This is a genomic window from Streptomyces sp. NPDC055099 (assembly GCF_053607685.1).
The window spans coordinates 252,313-272,218 of sequence record NZ_JBSGUA010000013.1 but is presented as its reverse complement, the minus strand read 5'-3'; the positions used below and the strand labels follow the sequence as shown (position 1 = coordinate 272,218).

Annotated in this window: 16 protein-coding genes and 1 pseudogene; 12 read left to right on the top strand and 5 right to left on the bottom strand. The window is 70.7% G+C overall.

What is annotated here, in order from left to right; translation table 11 throughout:
* The first annotated feature begins 3,213 nt into the window (after positions 1-3,213).
* The 9 genes from ACWFRU_RS29600 to ACWFRU_RS29560 all read left to right on the top strand — a co-directional run bounded on the left by ACWFRU_RS29600 (position 3,214) and on the right by ACWFRU_RS29560 (position 12,298).
* Positions 3,214-3,633: a hypothetical protein gene (locus ACWFRU_RS29600; RefSeq protein ID WP_453691166.1), complete on the top strand. Its 420-nt coding sequence runs from the start codon at positions 3,214-3,216 to the stop codon at positions 3,631-3,633.
* A 66-nt stretch (positions 3,634-3,699) separates the two neighbouring features.
* A complete protein-coding gene (locus ACWFRU_RS29595; protein WP_365825742.1) occupies positions 3,700-4,122 on the top strand; it encodes a phage tail protein in 423 nt (140 codons plus the stop codon).
* Positions 4,123-4,195: 73 nt separating this feature from the next.
* Positions 4,196-4,915, top strand: a complete 720-nt coding sequence (locus ACWFRU_RS29590; RefSeq protein ID WP_453691165.1) for a CIS tube protein — start codon at positions 4,196-4,198, stop codon at positions 4,913-4,915.
* Positions 4,915-6,831: a VgrG-related protein gene (locus ACWFRU_RS29585; protein WP_453691164.1), complete on the top strand. Its 1,917-nt coding sequence runs from the start codon at positions 4,915-4,917 to the stop codon at positions 6,829-6,831. Before ACWFRU_RS29590 ends, ACWFRU_RS29585 begins: the two co-directional genes overlap by 1 nt.
* 55 nt (positions 6,832-6,886) lie before the next feature.
* On the top strand, positions 6,887-7,339 hold the full coding sequence (locus ACWFRU_RS29580; protein ID WP_363212340.1) for a GPW/gp25 family protein: 453 nt from the start codon (positions 6,887-6,889) through the stop codon (positions 7,337-7,339).
* Positions 7,339-9,297 (top strand): putative baseplate assembly protein, encoded by a 1,959-nt coding sequence (locus ACWFRU_RS29575; protein ID WP_453691163.1) that lies wholly within the window; start codon positions 7,339-7,341, stop codon positions 9,295-9,297. Before ACWFRU_RS29580 ends, ACWFRU_RS29575 begins: the two co-directional genes overlap by 1 nt.
* 43 nt (positions 9,298-9,340) lie before the next feature.
* On the top strand, positions 9,341-9,916 hold the full coding sequence (locus ACWFRU_RS29570) for a phage tail protein (protein ID WP_453691194.1): 576 nt from the start codon (positions 9,341-9,343) through the stop codon (positions 9,914-9,916).
* The gene (locus tag ACWFRU_RS29565) at positions 9,913-11,217 is read left to right on the top strand and encodes an NADase-type glycan-binding domain-containing protein (protein ID WP_453691162.1); all 1,305 of its coding nucleotides are present in this window, start codon (positions 9,913-9,915) and stop codon (positions 11,215-11,217) included. Before ACWFRU_RS29570 ends, ACWFRU_RS29565 begins: the two co-directional genes overlap by 4 nt.
* A 679-nt stretch (positions 11,218-11,896) precedes the next feature.
* The gene (locus ACWFRU_RS29560; protein WP_453691161.1) at positions 11,897-12,298 is read left to right on the top strand and encodes a hypothetical protein; all 402 of its coding nucleotides are present in this window, start codon (positions 11,897-11,899) and stop codon (positions 12,296-12,298) included.
* A gap of 89 nt (positions 12,299-12,387) precedes the next feature.
* Here ACWFRU_RS29560 and ACWFRU_RS29555 read toward each other — a convergent pair whose 3' ends face one another.
* Positions 12,388-12,930: a hypothetical protein gene (locus tag ACWFRU_RS29555; RefSeq protein ID WP_453691160.1), complete on the bottom strand. Its 543-nt coding sequence runs from the start codon at positions 12,928-12,930 to the stop codon at positions 12,388-12,390.
* A gap of 167 nt (positions 12,931-13,097) precedes the next feature.
* Positions 13,098-13,547: pseudogene (locus ACWFRU_RS29550) on the bottom strand (helix-turn-helix domain-containing protein); the annotation flags it as partial.
* 92 nt (positions 13,548-13,639) lie between these two features.
* Here ACWFRU_RS29550 and ACWFRU_RS29545 point away from each other — a divergent pair.
* A complete protein-coding gene (locus ACWFRU_RS29545; RefSeq protein WP_453691193.1) occupies positions 13,640-14,416 on the top strand; it encodes an alpha/beta fold hydrolase in 777 nt (258 codons plus the stop codon).
* A gap of 75 nt (positions 14,417-14,491) precedes the next feature.
* Here the strand turns inward: ACWFRU_RS29545 and ACWFRU_RS29540 are convergent, their stop codons facing one another.
* From ACWFRU_RS29540 to ACWFRU_RS29530, 3 genes are all read right to left on the bottom strand, one after another.
* Positions 14,492-15,211, bottom strand: coding sequence for a dienelactone hydrolase family protein (locus tag ACWFRU_RS29540; protein WP_453691159.1), 720 nt, complete (start codon positions 15,209-15,211; stop codon positions 14,492-14,494).
* Between the two features lie 171 nt (positions 15,212-15,382).
* The gene (locus ACWFRU_RS29535) at positions 15,383-15,850 is read right to left on the bottom strand and encodes an NUDIX hydrolase (RefSeq protein WP_453691158.1); all 468 of its coding nucleotides are present in this window, start codon (positions 15,848-15,850) and stop codon (positions 15,383-15,385) included.
* A 570-nt stretch (positions 15,851-16,420) separates the two neighbouring features.
* Entirely contained in the window at positions 16,421-17,125 is a 705-nt protein-coding gene (locus ACWFRU_RS29530; RefSeq protein WP_453691157.1) for a TetR/AcrR family transcriptional regulator, read from the bottom strand.
* Between the two features lie 145 nt (positions 17,126-17,270).
* Between ACWFRU_RS29530 and ACWFRU_RS29525 the strand changes: the two genes are divergently transcribed.
* Together ACWFRU_RS29525 and ACWFRU_RS29520 are read left to right on the top strand one after the other, a co-directional pair.
* Positions 17,271-18,506 carry an oxygenase MpaB family protein gene (locus tag ACWFRU_RS29525; protein WP_453691156.1) on the top strand — a complete coding sequence of 412 codons (1,236 nt, stop codon included), beginning with the start codon at positions 17,271-17,273 and terminating at the stop codon, positions 18,504-18,506.
* A gap of 17 nt (positions 18,507-18,523) precedes the next feature.
* Positions 18,524-19,750 (top strand): oxygenase MpaB family protein, encoded by a 1,227-nt coding sequence (locus ACWFRU_RS29520; protein ID WP_453691155.1) that lies wholly within the window; start codon positions 18,524-18,526, stop codon positions 19,748-19,750.
* Positions 19,751-19,906 lie beyond the last annotated feature (156 nt).

Sequence of the window (19,906 nt, the reverse complement as noted above, 5' to 3'; positions counted from 1 at the left end):
TCTCCCCGGCCCGCGGCCCCCCCCCCCCCCCTCGGGGCGGCGGCACCGCGCCCCGCGCCCCCCCCGTGGCCCCCCCGCGGCGCGGCCGGCGCCCCGCCCCCCCCCCCACGGCCGGTCACGGAACTCGAAAGGGCCGCGAACCCGGCACCCTGGACGCCCACCTCGCCTTCCCCGTCGGCGCGCCCCCTGCCGGTGGCGCCGCTGCGGCAAGTGCAGCGGGCAGAGGTGTCACCGGGCGCTCCCGGGGTATCCGGGGCGGTGGCGGCGGCGGTGCCGGGCGCGACTGGCGGCCCGGGGCAGCGTGCTGCGTCTCGTCGGACCACGGGCGCCGCTGGAACGCCGCGTTCGGGGCCCGGGCCCGGGCAGGCGCGGAGGCCGGGGCCGGTGGCGGCGTCCGTACCCGTGCAGCGTGCTGCGGCGCCCGGGGTCCGGAGCACGGACGCACCTGGCGGCGTCCAGAGCTCTGGAGCACGGCGGTCGCGGAGCCCCGAGGTGCGGGGCTCCGACCGACAGGGCCCCGTGCCCCAGACCGTGCAGCGCTCGCGTGCCGTCCAGGAGGGGAACGGGACGTCGGTGGTCACGCCGTCCCGTGCGCCGAGCGCTGCCACGCCGCCGCCGACCCCGGCCCGTGGGGTACGCGTGACGCCGACTCCGGTCGCCGCACCCTTGGCGACCACGCGTCCGCCCGCGCTCACCAAGGCGCCGGCGGTCCCTGCGGCCGTGCAGCGCCGCGCTCTGCCTGTTGTGGCCCGTCGGGAGTCCGCGGCACCCCGGGTTGGCACGAGTGGCGGGCTGCGGGCGGGGGCGGCCTCGTCATCGGACGGGGGTGTCGGGGAGCGGGGGAGAGGTGAAGTCGGCTCGTCTGTCCGGCCGTTGACGGGGCCTTCGGTGGATCGTGGGACGAGCGCTGCGGGCGCTGTGTCTGGGTCGAGTTCGCCCGCGTCTGGGTCGACTGTGTCGCTGGCGCGTCTGCCGGGTTCGGCTGGGCCCGAGCCGGTGCCTGAAGCTTCGGCTGTGCGTGGCTCGACTGCTGCGTTGGCGTCAGAGTCGAGTACGTCGCCTGCGCGTCTGCCGGGTGGCCTGCCTGGGTCAGAGCCGAACGCTTCGGCCGTGCGTGAGCCGACTGAGTCACCTGCGCCGAGTACCTGGTCCGCGCCTGCGTCCGTGCCGGGTGTGTCGGCGGCGTCGGCGCCGGCTGAGGCCGTGCGTGAACCGGCTGCGTCCCGTGCGCCGAGGCCATCGTCTGCGACCGTGCAGAACGCGACGGCCGCGTCTGCTTCCGATGCTCGGGCCGCGCGCGAGACGAGCGTGCCGTCCGCCTCTACGTGGACTGCGTCGCCCGCGCACGCGTCGAGTCCGCCTTCTGCGCCTGTGCAGCGTGCGACGGCCGCGTCTGCGCCCCATGCTCGGGCCGTACGCGAGACGAGCGTGCCGTCCGTCCCTACGCCGACTGCGTCGCCTGCGCACGCGCCGAGCCCGACCCCTGAGCCTGTGCAGCGTGCGTCGGCCGGGGATGCGTCCCGTGGTCGGGCCGTACGCGAGACGAGCGTGCCGCCCGCCCCTACGTCGGCTGCGTCCGCCGCATCGAGTCTTTCGTCTGCGACCGTGCAGAACGCGACGGCCGCGTCTGCTTCCGATGCTCGGGCCGCGCGCGAGACGAGCGTGCCGTCCGCCTCGACGTCGACTTCGTCCCCCGCGTCGAGTCCGTCGTCTGCGCCCCTGCCGAGTGCGTCCGCCGCATCTGCGCCCCATGGTCGAGCCGTACGTGAGTCGAGCGTGCCGCCCGCCCTCAAGCCGTCTGCGGCCTCCGCGCACGCGCCGAGTCCGCCTTCTGCGCCCGTGCAGCGTGCCTCGGCCGCGTCTGAGCCCCCCGCCCGAGCCGTACGCGAGACGAGCGCGCTGCCAGCCTCCCAGCCGACTGCGTCCCGCGCGCCTCAGCCGATCCCTCCGGCGTCCGCCGCGCCCTCGCCCCCCGCTACGGCGAGTACTTCCGCACCGGCTGCCGCGAAGCCGATTGGCCCGAGCCGACCCTCCAACCCGGAGCCGGCGGTCCAGCGGGCGATACCTCAACCGCACAGCCCTGCCCTGCCCGCGACACGCCCCTCACCGTCCGCCCCATCTGCCGCGGCACCCGACGCGCGTACATCCGCGGATAACCCCCGCACACAGAGCAGTACTTCGCGTGCGAACGCAGACAACTCATCTGCCATCCCGCCGACATCACCTGCAAGGGTGGCTGCCAACGGCCCGCAGACGTCAAGTGCGGCCGCCGTCTCAGCGTCCGTCACCCCTCAGCCTCCGCAGCCTCCGCCAGTCCAGCGCAGCGCCCACCGCAAGGTGCCCCGTGTGGGTCTCGGCGCTCCGGTGACGTCGGACGTGATGCCCAAGACAGCACGGCTAGCCCTGCCTTCGTCCTCGCCGTCCGCGTCTCACCCTGCCCCGACGACGGGGGTCACCCCCGCAGCGTCCACCACCCCTGCCAAATCCTCAGTGAGCCCGGCCTCCACACCGTCCGAGCCCAAGGTCCAGCGCGCCACCGCTCCCGTCACCAAGCCTGCCCCGCGCGGGCGTACCCCGCTCGGCGCGCCCCTGACCGCACCGCCACCGGGAGCCGTGCCGCTCACGAACGCCGTGCGGCAGGGTCCCAGCGCAGCGCAGGGCGGTGACCGCGCAGTTGCGCCACCGGTTCAGCGGGCCGTCTCCTCCCGCTCGCCCTTCACGTCGAGCGACGTGTCGCGCACTCACGTACCTACGACGATGCAACAAACCCCCGCAGCCGGTCCGTTCAATCCGCACGCCGACTTGTCCGCACCGGCGTCGCATCCCGCGCCGCGCACGGACGTAACGAAGCGGCCCCCTCAGCTGCCGGAGCCCTCGGGCCCGATGACGCCACCCGTCCAGCGAGCCGGCACCCCCAACTTGCTCCCCTCGCACGCCCCTTCACCGCAACCCACGACACCCACCCATGTCGCCAACACCCGTGCAGAGCTGCCCGTTCAGCGCGCCACCGCCACCGCCCTCCCCAAGGAGGGCGCTCCGAAGCAGGCTCCCCGCGTGTCTCAAGCGAACGCCGCCGCGCCACTAACCGCCCCACGGCCGAACGCGCCAGCGATCCCGCCGGTCCAACGCGCCACCCCCGCCCCCCAGCCGCCCCTCCCCGTGGCCCGCCTCGCCCCGCCCCCGGCACCGTCCCCAGCGGCTTCCGCTCAGCCGTTGCCCATCGCCCGCACCGGACCCGTCGTGCAGCGAGGGTTCCGCTCGGCGACCCGTTCGGCCACCGAGACGCTCGCCGCCTCCGCCGCGGCGACCGTCGCGACCACGCTGGGGCGGCTTCGGACGGGCGGTCAGAACCAGCAGGGGCGGCCGAGCCGGCAGGAACAGGAAACGGTCGAGGACGATCCCTTGCCCTTCCCGCCCGACAGGAACACCGCGGCGGTCACCTCCGCCAGTGCTGCCGCCCCGCCGCCCGCGTACACCCGTGTGCCCAAGGGGACGTTCGACCCGAAGGACCTCACGGACTTCCAGATCGACGAACTCGTGCACCTGATGATCGGCCGCATCACGCGCCTGGTCCGCACCGAACTCCGCATGGACCGCGAACGCATCGGCAGGCTCCGAGACGACCGCCGCTGACCTGCCCCGTTCACCGTCCTGGCGCGCCCCGCGCCGCAGCAGCAACGACAGAAAGGCCCACCCGCGATGCCCCGCCAGGACCCGGGTTCCACGATCTGGTTCAGCCTCTCCATCGACGGCCAGAGCCTCGGTTACTTCAACGGGTGCGAGGGTCTTTCGTCCCAGGTGGAGATCGAGCACCGCCAGGAGGGCGGGAACAACGGGTTCGTCTGGCAACTGCCGTCCCGCGTCACCTTCTCCACCATCCGGCTCACCCGCCCCCTCACCCCGGACACCACCAAGGTCGCCAAGTGGATCTCGTCCGTGCAGACGGGCATCAAACGGCCCACCGCCGAGATCGCGGCGCTGCGCGCGGACGGCTCGGAAGTGGCGCGGTGGGGGCTGATCGACGTGCTTCCCGTCAGCTGGCAGGGGCCCCGGCTCGACCCCAGCAGTCCGGCCGTCGCCACGGAGGTCCTGGAGATCGCCCACCACGGGTTCACGGACTGAGGGTCCGCACAGAGCAAGGGGCCCGGGGTCCGCGTGGCCCAAGAGTCCGGAGAGAGGAGCGGGAGACACCCACATGCCCAAGAGCAAAGGCGCCGGCAAGAGCCTCGTGCGCGCCAGCCTCGCCATTCACGAGCCCCCCGTCGGCACCAGCACCACGCCGGGCGCGCTCATCAGGACGTTCAACTTCGACTTCAACCCGGCGCAGCTGACCATCGGGCGCCGTGCCAACTGGACGGTGACGCCGACGGCCGACAACCGGGACGGCGCGATGCCGGAGTTCATGGGTTCGGAGCAGCGCCAGATGAGCGTGGAGATCTTCCTCGACTCCTCCGGCAAGCCGACGAGCAACCAGGTCCTGAAGAAGGTGCAGACGCTCCTCGACTGCTGTGGAGTGACGCCCAAGAGCAAGAAGGCCGACCAGCCGTCGCCGCCGTGGGTGATCTTCCAGTGGGGGTCGTTCAAGACGGCCCGGTTCACCGCGTACGTGGCCTCCGTGGACGCCTCGTACACCCTCTTCGGCACCTCCGGTGTGCCCATCCGGGCCACCTGTCAGTTGCAGCTGCACGAGATCCCGAGTGACGCGCAGGGGCAGAACCCGACCTCCGGCGCGCTCACCGCGCAGAGCGTGCACCGGGTCGTCGCGGGCGACTCGCTGCAGTCGCTGGCCTGGCGCGAGTACGGCGATCCCACGGTGTGGCGGGCCATCGCCGAGGCCAATGGGATCGACGACCCCTCCACCCTCACGTCCGGCACCGAACTGGTGCTGCCCGCGGCGCAGGAGGTGGGTCGCTGATGGCCGGTGTCGCCTTCTCCAGCGTCATGAAGGTCAAGCTCGGCGGGGCAAAGCTCCCCGACGCGTACGCCCGGATGTTCGTCGACGGCTGGGTCGACCAGGGCGCCGGGGTGCCCGCCGCGTTCCGCCTCACCTTCCGTGACCCGCACCGCCTGCTCCTGAAGGACCTCAACGTGAAGTTCGGCACCGAGGTGGTGCTGACGCCCGTGTCCGACGGGCAGGGCTCCGGTGAGCCGCTCCTCACCGGCGAGGTCACCGCCCTGGAGGCCGACTACGACGGCACCGGGTCCTTCACCGTCATCCGCGGCTACGACCTCGGGCACCGTTTCCTGCGCCGGCGCCGTGTGGTCGCGTACGCGAACGAGACCGCGTCCTCGATCGTCAAGAAGCTGGCCGGGCTCGCGGGCGTGCCCGTAGGGAAGATCGAATCATCCAAGGGGAACTACGAGTTCATCAGCCAGCCCAACGTCACCGACTGGGACTTCATCGCCCGCCTGGCGGACGAGAACAAGATGGTGATGTCCCTGGACGGGAAGGGCAAGTTCAACTTCGTCTCGCCCAAGCCTTCGGCGGGCGCGCCCTCGCCGACCGGCGCACGCAGCGAGAAGAACCCCCTCGTCCTGAAGTCAGGGACCGACATCCTGCGCCTGCGCACCTCCGTGACCGCCGCCGACCAGGTGGCCGAGGTGGAGGTGCGCGGCTACGACGTGGCCACCGCACGCGAGATCGTGGAGACGTCGCGCCGCGCCAACAACCCCGTCTTCTCCATCGGCTCCTCGCCGAAGAAGGCCGCGGCCGCCTTCAAGAAGACCAAGCTCGTGCAGACCTCGATGCCCTACGACAAACGGCCCGAGGTCAAGCATGCCGCCGACGCCCTCTTCGACGACGTGTCCTCCTCGTTCTCCGAACTGGAGGTGATCGTCCACGGCAACCCCAAGCTGCGTCCCGGCGTGCCCGTGGCGCTCGCCGACGTCGGCTGGCCCTTCCAGGGCAAGTACACGACGACCTCCGTGCGGCACGTGTTCGGCAACGGCCAGCGCTACGAGTCCTGGGTGACCGTCAGCGGCCGGCAGTGGCGCTCCTTGTACGGGCTCACCTCGGGCGGCACGGAGAGCGAGCCGCGGCTGCCCGGCGTGGCCAACGCCGTCGTCACGGACGTCGACACCAAGGACGAACAGGCCCGCGTGAAGCTCAAGTTCCCCTGGCTGGACGACACCTACGTCAGCGACTGGACGCGCGTGGTGCAGCTCGGCGGCAAGCGCGGCGGCGGCATCTTCCCGCTGGACGTGGGCGACGAGGTCCTCGTCGGCTTCGACCGGGGCGCGCTCGACCACCCCTTCGTGATCGGCGGGCTCTACAACGGCAAGGACAAGCCGACACGGAACAAGGCGCCGCTGTACTCCGGGGCGCGCAACCAGGCCAGCCGGCACACCATCTCCGACCGCACCGGCAACCGCGTCGACCTGCTCAGTCAGCGGGTGGGCGCCCACCGGGGCGTGCGGGTCTCCACGGGTGACGACAAGCTGACCGTCAATCTGGACCGCGCCAAGACCGAGATCACCGTGGACAGCAAGGGGTCGGTCACCATCAAGGGCGGCCGCTCGGTGACCGTCCGGGCGGGGACGGACCTCACGCTGAGCGCCAAACGCAACGTCTCCATCCAGAGCGGCGGGATGCTCAGCCTCCGGGCCGGGAGCGCCGTCAACGTGAACGCGGGCGGTGGCGGAGTCAGCGTCAACACCTCGTTCTTCAATGTGCGGGCGGCCGGCATGGCCTCCCTCATCGCGACGGGCGGGGTCACGGTGAACACCGTCGGAGCGATGGCACTCACCTCCGGCGCCACGATGGCCCTGAACTCGACCAACATCGGGCTGAACGGTGTGGTCCTGGTCAACCGCAAACCCCTGCCCTTCTGATGACCCACACGCTCGCGCTCACGCTCGTACCCAAGCAAGGACCGGTGACTTCCTGATGGCCGAACAGTTCGTCGGCTCCGGCTGGGCGTTCCCACTGCGCATCGGCCCCACCGGAGGCATCGCCCTGGTCAGCGGGGAGCGCGAGGTCGAGGAGGCCATCCGGCTGGTCCTCGCGACCGCCCCCGGCGAGCGGCCGATGCGCCCGGAGTTCGGCTGCGCCATCCACGACCTGGTGTTCGCGCCGGTCAACGAACAGACCGCGGGCCGCATCCAGCACGAGGTGTACCTGAGCCTGGACCGCTGGGAGCCGCGCATCGAGGTGCACGAGGTCGAGGTCACCGCGGGCGAGGACCAGAGCGTGCTGTTCATCGACGTGCGCTACGCGATCCGCGGCACGAACAACCCGCGCAGCCTCGTCTTCCCCTTCTACGTCATCCCCTCCCACGAGGAGCCGGGAGCCGCGGAGACGTCCGACGGCCCCGGCGCCTTCCCCGAAAGCGACCGCTGATGTCCCTGCAGAGCCCCAACCTCGACGACCGCCGCTTCCAGCAGTTCGTCGACGACGCCAAGCGCTACATACAGCAGCGCGCCCCGGAGTGGACCGATCACAACGTCTCCGACCCCGGCGTCACCCTCGTCGAGACGGTCGCGCACATGGCGGACCAGATCGTCTACCGCCTCAACCGCGTCCCGGACAAGAACCACCTGGCCTTCCTCGACCTGGTCGGCATCACGCTGTTCCCGCCGTCCGCCGCCCGCACCGACGTCACCTTCTGGCTGTCCGCGCCCCGTGACGAGCCGGTGGCCGTGCCGGTCGGCACCGAGGTGACCACGCTGCGCACCGAGACCGAGGACGCCGTCGTCTTCGCCACCGAGCACGATCTGCGCATCGTGCCGTGCATGCTGCGCCACCTGATGGTGCAGCGCCGCGGGGAGCCCGTCACCGACCGCACCGCCGACCTCGCCGAGGGCAGCGACGTACTGTGCTTCAGCGAGGCCCCGAGTCCCGGTGACTGCCTGCTGTTCGGCCTGACCGCCGCCGTCCCGCACTGCGCGGTCGCCCTCGAACTCGACAGCCGCGTCGACGGCGTGGGCGTCGACCCCCGCCAGCCTCCGCTGGTCTGGGAGGCCTGGACGGCGGACGGCTGGCAGCCGTGCGAGGTGCACAGTGACGGCACCGGCGGCCTCAACCGGCCCGGCGACGTGGTCCTGCACGTGCCCGGCGGCCACGTCCTGTCCCGCAACGGCGGCCATGAGGCGGGCTGGCTGCGCTGCCGGGTCACCGAACCCCTGTCGGACCAGCCCTTCTACACCACATCGCCGACGGTGCGCTCCAGCGACGCCTGCACGATCGGCGGCACCACTCCCGTCGTGCACGCGGACACGGTGTACGACGAGCCGCTCGGCGAGGCCACCGGGCTGCCCGGCCAGCGGCTGCGGCTCGCCCATGCGCCCGTTGTCGGCGACGAACCTCCGGTGCTCCTGCAGACCGCCGAGCACAACGGCTGGGAGGACTGGCAGGTGGTCACACACTTCGCCGAATCCCGCCCGGACGACCGGCACATCACCCTGGACGCGACCACCGGCGCCATCGCCTTCGGCCCCGCCGTGCGCGAGGCCGACGGCACCCTGCGCCAGTACGGCGCGATCGCCCCCAAGGGTGCCGTCATCCGCGCCCGCCGCTACCGCATCGGCGGCGGCCGCTCCGGCAACGTGGCCCGCGGCGCGATACGCGTGCTGCGCACCTCCATCCCGTACGTCACCGAGGTCGTCAACCGGGAGGCCGCCCGGGGCGGTGTCGACGGAGAGACCGTCGAGGAGGCCAAGGTCCGCGCGCCCATCACACTGCGCGCCCAGGAGCGTGCCGTGACCCTGCGCGACTACGAGGAGCTCGCCCGCCGCGCCGCCCCGGAGACGGCCCGCATCACCTGCCTGGAGGGCACACCCGACGAGCACGGGGCGCACGCGGTGCGTGTCCTGGTCGTGCCGCAGGCCGTCGCCGACCCCGGCGGGCGGCTGCGCTTCGAGCAACTCGTGCCCGGGGACGCCCTGTTGGAGCGCATTACCCGCCACCTGGACGAGCGCCGCCTGATCGGCACCCGGCTCGCCGTCGGCCCGCCGTTCTACCAGGGCATCACCGTGGTGGCCACGGTGCACGCGTTCCGCGGGGTGGAGACCGACCGCGTACGGCGCGCGGCCCACGACGCCATCTACCGCCACCTCGACCCGCTGACCGGCGGCGCGGACGGCCGGGGCTGGCCCTTCGGCCGCCCCGTCCAGGCGGGCGAGATCTTCGCGGTGCTGCAACGGGTACCCGGCGTGGAACTGGTGGACGAGGTCGTCCTGCACCCCGCGGACCCCCTGACCGGCAAGCGCGGCGACCGCACCGACCGCATCGACCTGGAGCCGTCCGCCCTGGTCTTCTCCTTCGACCACCGCGTACGCGTGATCGGGGACGTCTCGTGAGGACCACCCCGTGGCATCCGGAGCGTCAGCGGGGCGGCCGCTGATGAGGGGCTCCATCGACGGCCTGGGCTCCTCCGCGCCCATCGGGATGATGCTCCCGGCCGTCTTCGCCGACGACGATCTGGCCCAGCGTTTCGTCGCGGGCCTCGACGAGGTCCTGGCGCCGATCCTGAACGTCCTCGACTGTCTGGACACCTACTTCGACCCCGCGCTCACCCCGATCGACTTCGCCCGGTGGCTCGGCATCTGGGTGGGCGCCGAGACGGACGGCATCGATTCCGAGGAACGCCTGCGCGCCGCTGTGGCCGCCGCTGCCGCGCTGCACCGGGTACGCGGCACGCGCCAGGGGCTGTCGGAGGCGGTGCGACTGGCGTTCGGCACCACACCGGAGATCACCGAGAGTGGCGGCGCCGCGTGGAGCGCGCGCCCGCGCGGCCCGATCCCCGGCAGCCCCCGCCCTCACCTGCACGTGGCGCTGCGGCTGCCCGACCCGACACCGGCGGACACCCACCGCCTGGACGCGCTCGTCGCCGCCGCCCGCCCCGCCCACATGCCCTACACCGTCACCGTCACCCCCAACGTCACCACCACCGCCACCGAAAGGACCCTGGAGTCATGACCAGGCAGAACTGCACCGAGTGCGACGCCCGCGTGGAACCCGGTCAGTCGTTCTGCGACGCCTGCGGCGCCGTCCTCAGCTGGGATACGGCCGGGGCGCGCTCGGGGGCGGCACCGGCCGCGGACTCCCGCGCGGGCTCCGCGGCCGTGCCGGGCGCCGCCCAGGGCCCCGGCCGGGACACCGCCGCCCGCCCGGGCCAGACCGGTCCCTCCGCCCCGGCCCCGGCCGCAGGCGGCCCGGCGCAGCCCCCGGCCGCCGACGGGCGCGCCACCGACTCCGGCCTGCCCCATCGCGCCGCGCCTCCAACGCCCGCAGCCACGCCCGAGCGCCAACCCGCCCCTGGAAACCCGGACTTGACCGACACGACACCCAACGACCCGGTGGCGCCCGCGCACACCCCCGGCCCTGAAACGGTCCGTTCCCTCCTGGTGCCCGTCTCGGACCCGGAGGCGGCCACCCCGCCGCCCCCGGCCGTGAGCCCGGTCCTGCCCGGACGGCCCGACGCCGAACGCCCGCACGTACGCGTGCCCGGACAGCAACCGCAGGCCGGCAACGGCCCGCCCTGCCCGTGGTGCGCCACCCCGAACCGCCCCGACCGGCACTTCTGCGCCCGCTGCGCGATGCCGCTGGCCGAGACACCGGGCCAGCCGTCCGCGCCGCTGCCGTGGTGGCGCCGGCTCATCGGCCCCGGCCGCAACCAGACGCCGTGGGCGGGTGAACGCCCCCGGCTGCGCCGCGTGTTCGACCACATCGGCACCTGGATCACCTGGGCCCTCGTCCTGGCGCTGCTCATCTTCGTCGCGGTGAACCTCTCCGACGGCATCCAGGCCACGCGCGACCACTTCGCCAAGCGTGCCCCGGTCGAACCGGACAAGATCCGCGCCTCGAACGCGTACGCCGGCCATGGAGCGAAGCTGGCCTTCGACAAGCTCAACAACACCTGGTGGGGCCCGGGGGTAGCGGAATCGGGTCAGGGCGAGTGGATCGAGGTGAGTTTCGTCCGGCCGACCCGCCTGCTGGACGTCATCATCACGCCGGGCGTGTCCACCCGGGCCGACGAACTCGGCAAGTCGGCCCTGCCGCACCGGGTCAAGGCCACGGTCACCAAGAAGGACGGCTCCACCGCGACCCGCGAACTCACCCTGGACCCGGGCCCGGGCGGCCAGCGTCGCTCCTTCCGCGTCGGCGAGGTCACCCGGGTCCGCTTCACCGTCGAGTCGGCACACGCCGCGTCGGCCAAGAAGCAGGTGGCCATCGCCGAGGTAGAACTCTTCGGCCGATCCAACGGCAGTCGCACCTGAGCGCACGAGGCCGCCGGGGAGTTGGTCGTCGAGGCACGGGATGCGACGATCGGTCACCGTGACCTCAAGAAAGCTCCATCGCGAACCCAGCAGACTGCAGATGGTTTCCGTCGAACCCACAACGTCGTCGGAAGCCGTCTGCATCGTTCGATGTGTGGGCGGCATAGCTCGGGCCGGGCAGAGCTTCAATGTCGAATCCGCGACTGACGCGGCACATTCAGGCTCCCGCCAAATGGTGCTGGAAATAATTGAGCGCTACGGGAGGCAAGTTGATCTCCTCGACCCTCCGCACAGCGGCAAGGTCGCTTTGTCCGGCAGAGGAGTGGCGTCCCTCGGCAAGGGAGTAATCATCACCTCCGAGACCGGGCCACCTGGCGGGCGCCTCGACGCATGAGGACGACCTGTGCTGCCGGCACGGCCGGTGCCGACAACTCGCGTGCTGGTGGCGACATCTTCCACAACCCGCGGGTAAATCACTACGCTGTAACTCCCGTAACTACGCTGGCGCCCAGGTGGCGCGGCGCGCATGGCACGGCCGAATCGGGGGCGTATGAGGCACATGGACGAGGCGGGTTCGGGGCGCACGGCGGGTGCGACTCCTGTGCCAGGTTCACCGGACCAGACGGACCGTGAAACGAACGCGACAGGCCAGTTGAATCTGGAGAGTATCCTCGCGGGGATGGCCGCAGCGCCGTTCCTGCAAGCCATATTCTCCGAACTCGGAAACAGAGTGGGGATCACGGTCGGCGGGACCCTGGAAGATGCAGTGAGTCGCCTGCGGAGACTGCGTGGTGACCGGCAAGAGGATCACGAGTCCACTGCGGACCAGAAGATCGAATTCGTGGAGTGCGCGGGCTGGATCGTAATGATTGAACCCGATGTCCCCGTTGAGGCGCTCGGGCACCTCTACGGGATTCGCGGGGCCACGGTTCATGATTTCCGAGAAAAGCTGGTCGAGAACTACGTCATTGCTTGGCGTGATGATGCGTGGCGCTTCGTGCCCGTTACGGAGGTGACCGTCGAGGGGTACCAATGGAATGGCGAGACGAGTCAGTGGGAGGTCAGCGGGCTAAGGAATTAGCCATGCGGAAGTCTCCCCTTGAATCGGTTTCCGCAGCTCTGGACGCACAGGACTTCGGCCGTCACAAGGTTCCCACGCGGGTACGAGGATCAGTCCCTGCTGCCCGTACGTGGGCGGCCGTTGTGGCGCAGGCGGATCCGGCGTCGGGGGTGGGAGCGCAGTAGGGGGTGCAGGCTCCAGTTCTGTTCCGAGGCCACGCCCAGGACATAACCGGCGCCCGCACCGCGGAAGTAGTGGGCCCCGAGGTCGAGGTCGCGGTCGTACCCGGCAAGGACGGTGGCGTTCTCGACGCGTCGGGTCTGCTTCTCGATGCGGCGGTCCACGCGTGCGCGGTAGTACGCCGTGTTGCCCTCGCGGACCAGGGACACCGGGGTCACGCACCACAGCGGGATGAACGGGACCTGGCCCAGGGTGGCATCGAGGACTCGGACGGCGCCGTTCTCGGCGCGCGGCACCATGTAGACGAACAGCTGTGCCACGGACGCCGCGCAGTAGCAGAGAGCCGCCAGGAGGAGCCACACCACCCACCACAGCGGCAGCAGCAGGAGGGTGAGGGGCAGCAGCAACAGCCAACGCAGTGGGGCCGGACGAACAGGGAAGGGGCCCCACGCGGGGTCGTCGAAGTCAGGCACGGGCGTTGTGTCCCCCTTGGTTCGCCGCGGTGTGCGGCCACAGGCGCGTGAGTATATGTCGAGAGGTCTGCGAGTCCTGGGCGGGATGCCCTTCTCTGTGCGACGGCCGTTCGATCCGTGCCCGGTGGTGTGGCCGACGCGTGGGTGCCCTTGATGAGGGCACCTCCTCATGTGACGGCCAGGCTCGCCTGCCACGCACCCGGGCGCACGCCTGTCGCCTTCCGGAAGAACACGGAGAAGTTGGATGCGTCGGGAAATCCCAGCGCGTGGGCGCAGCGGGCCGCGGTGAGGCGGTCGTGTGCGAGGAGCCGCTTGGCTTCCAGGGCGATCCGGTCGACGATGTACCCCTTTGCCGTGCGGCCGGTGACCTGCTGCACCGCTCGTGAAAGGGTGCGGGGCGCATAGCCCAGGGCGCGGGCGTAGTAGCCCCCGTCATGATGTTCCCGGAAATGCGCCTCGACGCTAGACCGGAACAGCCGGAAAACCGGATGCGAGGACTGCGCCTCGGCGTGCGGTGGCCGGAGCCGGGCGATCAGCGCGGAGAGCAGGATCTCGGGCAGCTCCGTCGAGACGTCCCCCGGCGGGACGGTCACCTCGAGGAGCAGATGGTCGCGTGCGGCGACCAGTCACTCCGATGTCCTGTGTGAGCGCACAAGTTTCCATGGACGCACAGGGAAATCACCCGTCACAAGTGACCAGGAGAGCCATGATGAACACGACGCCGTCGACGTCGTTGCCCGCTTACGACCATCGGCCGGGCGCCGGTCCGACCTTGGTGTTCCTGCACTACTGGGGTGGTTCCGCCCGCACCTGGGATCTCGTCGTCGACCGTCTCGCGGGCCGTGACGTGCTCACGGTCGACTTCCGCGGGTGGAGCCGGTCGCGCGCTCTGCCCGGCCCCTACACACTCGGTCAGCTCGCCGACGACACGCTCGCCGTACTCGCCGACGCGGGCATCACCGACTACGTACTCGTCGGGCATTCGATGGGAGGCAAGGTCGCGCAACTGGTCGCGGCGACCCGGCCCCCGGGCCTGCATGGCATTGTTCTCGTCGGCTCCGGTCCGGCGAGGCCCGCCGCGCAGATCACTCCCGAGTACCGGGAAACCCTTTCCCACGCCTACGACTCCGAGGAGTCCGTGGTGGGGGCACGGGACCACGTCCTCACCGCGACCGAGCTGCCCGCGTCGCTCAAGGCGCAGATCGTGACCGATTCGCGAGCCGGAGCCGACGCCGGACGTACCGAGTGGCCGCTGCGCGGCATCGCGGAGGACATCACCGAACATACCCGCAGGGTCAGCGTTCCCGCCCTCGTCGTCGCGGGGCAGAACGACCGTGTCGAGCCCGTCGAGGTGCTCCGCGACAACTTGGTGCCCTATCTCTCCCAAGCCGAGTTCATGGTGATTCCGGCCACCGGTCACCTGATCCCGCTGGAAGCTCCGGCCGGCCTTGCCGCCACCATTACGGCCTTCGCACCGGCGGTCTGACGCGAGAGGGCGTCAACCGATGCATTGCGACGCTCAACTGGGACGTTTTGACGGTGGCGGCGCGGCTTCGTCGCCCTACTTCAGGTGCCGGTCGAAGAAGCGGCCCCCGTCCTCCAGCTCGAACCACGGGGTGCCGGTGTGCCCGCCCAGGTTGGCGTGCAGCGTCTTCTCCTTGGTGCCGAAGGCGTCGAACAGGTCCAGGGCCCGCTGCCGCGGGTTGCCTTCGTCGTCCCACTGCAGCAGAAGGAGCAGCGGGATGGTGACCTGCCGGGCCTCTTCGCGCTGGGCGTGCGGCACGTAGCCCCCGGCGAAGAAGCCGGCGGCCGCGATGCGTGGCTCGATCGCCGTGAGCCGGATGCCCAGGGCGGTCCACCCCGAGTACCCGACCGGGCCGTCGATCTCGGGCAGTGAAAGGAGGGCGTCCAAGGTGGTCTGCCATTCCGGGGCCGCTTTCTCGACCAGCGGGCCGACGAGCGACTCGAAGATCTCGTCGACGGGCTCGCCGGCCTGCATGGCCCGGTGAAGGTCGGCGCGGACCTGCTCCTCGGCGGCGGACCGGGGCCGGTCGCCGCACCCGGCGGCGTCGATGGTGGCCACCGCATAGCCGTGCGCCGCGGTGTGCCGGGCCCGGGCCACGAGCCGGGCGTCACGCTTGGGCAGGCCGTTGTTGTGGGCCATCAGGACCAGCGGGGCGGGAGCGGACGCGGGAGTCCACAGGGTGCCGGGGATCTCGCCGAGGGTGAATTCGCGTGCGAGTACGCCGTCGTCGAGGCGCTGTTCGGAAGTGAAGTGCATGGTCGTGCCTTTCGGGAGCTCGCGAACGGCGCTCCCGGACGACCTATCGCCCGACCGTGACCCCGGAGGGGAGCACCCATGTCGTTTCTGCGTTCACGGGTACCACCTCCTCGTTCTCTCGCACGGCCTCCGGAAAAGTAGCAGGGGTTGCCCTGGCCGGCCAACGAATTATCAGCGGTCACCCCACGGGCCCTCCGGCGCCAACGCCCTGAGTACGGTCAGTAGCTGCGGCGGCTCGACGGGGTCCGGCAGTGAGCCCAGATCCGTCCACGCGATCCAGATGTGGGTGTCCAGGCTGGCCTGCTCGTCGGGGAGCAGGCCTGTGCGCACCAGCGGTGGCCGGTCCTCGGCGAACCGGGCGACGAAGAAGTGCTCCGTGCCCGTGTACCGCTTGCCGTTCCACCGCACATCGCGGTCCACGGGCACGGACCGGTCCAGAACGGCCGCCGGGTCGAGGCCGGTCTCCTCGGCCAGCTCGCGACGTGCCGCCACCAGCGGGGTCTCGTCAGCCTCGATGCCGCCACCGGGAGGCTCCCAGAGCCAGGTTCCGTCGAACGGATCGCGCCAGCGCAGAAGAAGCAGGCGATGGGCAGCGTCCAGGCAGATGACCCGGGCGGCGGGCCGTTGCGTTGTCTCCACCACCCTGACGCTACGCGGCACTTGAAATCCCGATCAAGGCCCGACGTGTGTCCCGGCTCCCGGCGTGAGGCCCGGGGCCCGCGGCCGAGGTCTGCGGGGCGTCAACGGACGCGGAGTGTCGAGACACGAAGGCGTGTGCGTTTTTTCGCCTCCTGACGGGGCCATCTCATGGTGCGCCATGGGTCGTTGAGCTGATCATGAACAAAAACGACTCGGAGCAAGAAGCGAGGGTGAAGGTGGCGGGAGCCTACGGGCTTGATTCTCCGCCGCGCGGTAGTGCTGCGTGCGTGTGGTGTGGGGAGATGCGGGGAGTTGCCTTGGGCGCCGAGCGGCGACAGCCTCAGGACGCGGGCAGAACGAGGGGTGGCATCTGGGTGTGGCTTCGTCGGTTGCGGCGGACCGTGGTGCCGACCCTGTGGGCGGCGACGGTGATCGTCGCGCTGGTGGCCGGGGTGCGGCGAGAAATCCCGTAGGGCTTGGAGGCAGGTATTGTTTTTTGGCCTGTCGTCGCAGGGCCGATCTTTGCTCCTCAGTGCTGGCCGCCGGGGACGCAGCCGGCGCAGGCGGGTCCTATGAGTGAGCAGGCTGTGGTGGTCCGAGCATGGGCACGAGGTACTGCCGGGCCACCGCCCGCATCCGCTCGTCGTCATCGACATCGATGACCTGGCTGGGGATGACGAGGAAGGAGGCCGAGACGCGGACCATCATCTCGGCGACGACCTCGACGTCCACCTCGGCCGCCACCTGACCGGCCCGCTGTTCCTGGCGGAGGCGTTCGGCGACGAACTGCTGCACCACGGCAAGGGTGCGGCCGCCGTCGCCGGCGGTCGACAGCGTGACGGCGTCGGGCTCGACGGCCATGAGGCCGCCGATGAGGCGGTTGTGGCGGATGGCGCGCAGGGAACTGACGAAGCCCAGGACGACTCGGTCGGAGACGGTCTCGGCGTCCTGGATCTCGCGGCTGAACTGGTCGAAGTAGCGCCGGAATTCGCGTCGTACGACGTGCTCGACCAGCGTCTCCTTGGTGGCGAAACGGCGGTAGACGGTGATGCGGGAGACGCCCGCAAGGCGTGCCACGTCCGCCATGGTGGAGCGCTTGATCCCCATCCGGCAGAACTGTTCGTACGCGGCGTCCAGCAGCCGCGTGGACACGTCGTCGTCCGTATCGGCCCCGTCGGCTTTGTCGGTGGCGTCGCTGAACGCGAGTTCAAGCACCGACAGGGCCGACGGGGCGCCGGAAACAGGCCCGGTGAGGTCCGGCGGGACAGGTTCCACTTCTGCCTCCCTGATTGCGTGCGGCCCCTGGCGTTCAAGCCTCGTCTGTGCTCCCCTGTTGATACAGAGATGCTGAATGCGTTTCATCGTACCAAGCGAACTGCGGAACCACAGAGCTGCCGAACTCATGGAGGAGTTCAGAGCAATGGATGGACTCAGTAGACGCAAGATGTTGACGGCGGGTGGTGCCCTGGGGGCCGTCGGCGCGCTGGGAGCGGCTTCGCCGGCCAGCGCGAGGGCGCTGTGGACCTGGGCCCCGAGCAATTCGATAGCGGGCGAGGGCGCGGGAGTTGACCCCGAGTGGGTGTGGGACGAGGAGGCCGACAAGCTGCTCGCCTCCGTGATCGACCGCGGCGACGTGCCCAAGGTCAATGAACTGCTGCGCACCTGGACCCGCAACGACCAGCCGACCCCGGCCGGACTACCGCGGGATGTACGGGAGTTCATGGAAAAGGCGCGCCAACTGCCCTCGTGGGCGGACTGGGACAAGCTGGAGCGGGCAGCCGCGTTCAACAAGTCCCGTGGCTTTTACCTCAATCTGCTCAACGGAGTGGGCGGCGGCATGCTGAGCACCGCCATCCCCAGGGAGGCGCGCTCGGTCTACTACTCCAAGGGCGGCGCCGACATGGAGGACCGCGTCGCCAAGACGAGCCTGCTCGGTTTCGCCATCGGAGACCTGAACGCCTACCGGCCCGACGGCGATGTCATCGTGCACGCCGTCAAGACCCGCATGGTGCACGCGGCCGTGCGCCATCTGCTGCCGCAGTCCCCGGCCTGGGTGCGCAACAGCGGCGGCCAGAAGATCCCCATCAGCCAGGCCGACATCCTGGTCACCTGGCACAGCCTGGCCACGTACGCCATGCAGAAGCTCCTTGAGTGGAAGGTCCCGGTCAGCTCCGCCGACGCCGCTGCCTACCTGCACGTGTGGCAGGTGACCGTGCACATGCTCGGTGTCCGTGACGAATACATCCCGGTCAGCTGGGAGGCGGCCAACTCCCAGTCCAAACAGGTCCTGGACCCGATCCTGGCCTCCACCAGGGAAGGCGTCGAACTGACCGACATCCTGCTGGGCCAGCTCGCCGAGCAGACCAGCCCCGGCGGCATCGACCGGCCCCTGTGCAACGCGCTCGGCCGTTATCTGGTCGGTGACCGGGTCGCCGACATGGACGGCATCCCCAAGGAGCCGTTCTGGGACGGCGTCCTGGAAAGCATCTGGCCGAAGCTGGTGGCCTTCCGCGAAAAACTCATCCCCCTGCCGCTGGTGCCGCCGCTCGCCTGGACGCTCGACGAAGCGGCCCGCCAGTACATCCTGTTCTACCTCACCAAGGGCAGGGGCACCCACATCGAGATCCCCGACACCAACCGGCCGGGCACCAGATGAAGGAGGAGTGCGCAGCGATGGATGAACTCAGCAGACGCAAGGTGTTGTTGACGGGCGGAACCCTGGGCGCCGTCGGGGCTCTTGGTATGGCCTCGCCGGCCGGGGCGCGGTCCCTGTGGTCGTGGTCTCCCGCGTCGTCGATCGCGGGCAAGGGCGCGGGCGTCGACCCGCAGTGGCTGTGGGACAAGGAGGCCGACCCGGTCTTGGCCGCCGTCCTCGACCGCGGTGAAGTGGCCAAGGTCAACGAGGCGTTACGGCAGTGGACCCGCAACGATCAGCCGCTCCCGGACGGACTGCCGCGTGATCTGCGGGAGTTCATGGAGTACGCCCGCCGGATGCCGTCCTGGGCCGACCGGGCGGAACTCGACCGCGGCGCCCAGTTCAGCAAGACCAAGGGGATCTATGTAGGGGCGCTGTACGGCCTCGGCAGCGGTCTGATGAGCACCGCCATTCCCCGGGAGGCGCGGGCCGTGTATTACTCCAAGGGCGGTGCGGACATGAAGGACCGCATCGCCAAGACGGCGCGGCTCGGCTACGACATCGGTGACTTGGACGCCTACCAGCCGCAGGGCTCGATGATCGTGACCGCGGTGAAGACGCGGATGGTGCACGCGGCGGTACGGCATCTGCTGCCGCAGTCCCCGGCCTGGGTGCAGAACAGCGGCGGCCAGAAGATTCCCATCAGCCAGGCGGACATTCTGGTCACCTGGCACAGTCTGGCCACACTTGTCATGCGCAAGCTGAAAGAATGGCGCGTCAGGGTCTCCGACGGTGACGCCGACGCCTATCTGCACGTGTGGCAGGTGACCGCGAACATGCTCGGCGTCCGAGAGGAGTACATCCCGGCCACCTGGGAGGCGGCCGACGCGCAGTCCAAGCAAGTCCTCGACCCGATCCTGGCTGCCACGACGGAAGGGAAGGCGCTGACCAAGGTCCTGCTCGACATCGTGGCCGAACTCGACGCCGGCCTGACGCGTCCGCTGATCAGCGCGTTCTCCCGCTACACCCTCGGCGACCGGGTCGGCGACATGATCGGCCTGTCCAAGGAACCTGTCCTGACGCCCCTGGTCGCCGGTGCCTGGCCGCTCCTGGTGGCCTTCCGCGAAAAGCTGATCCCGCTTCCCGGCATCCCCGGGATCATGTGGACCCTGGAGGAAGCCATCCGCAAGTTCGTCCTGCTGTTCCTCGCCGAAGCCCGCCTGCCCATCTCCATCGACATCCCGGACATGAACCGCCCCTCCTGAAGGCCTGCCCGTCCCCAAGGCCCGCGACATCCGGCCCGGCCGCGCTCGGGTGTCGATCCACGCCTGGGGCGGTGGCACCCCTCCCGCCACCGCCCCAGGCAGCCCCCGCCCTGCCTCCCACGACCACCGGAGCCGAGCCCCACCCATGGACACCAC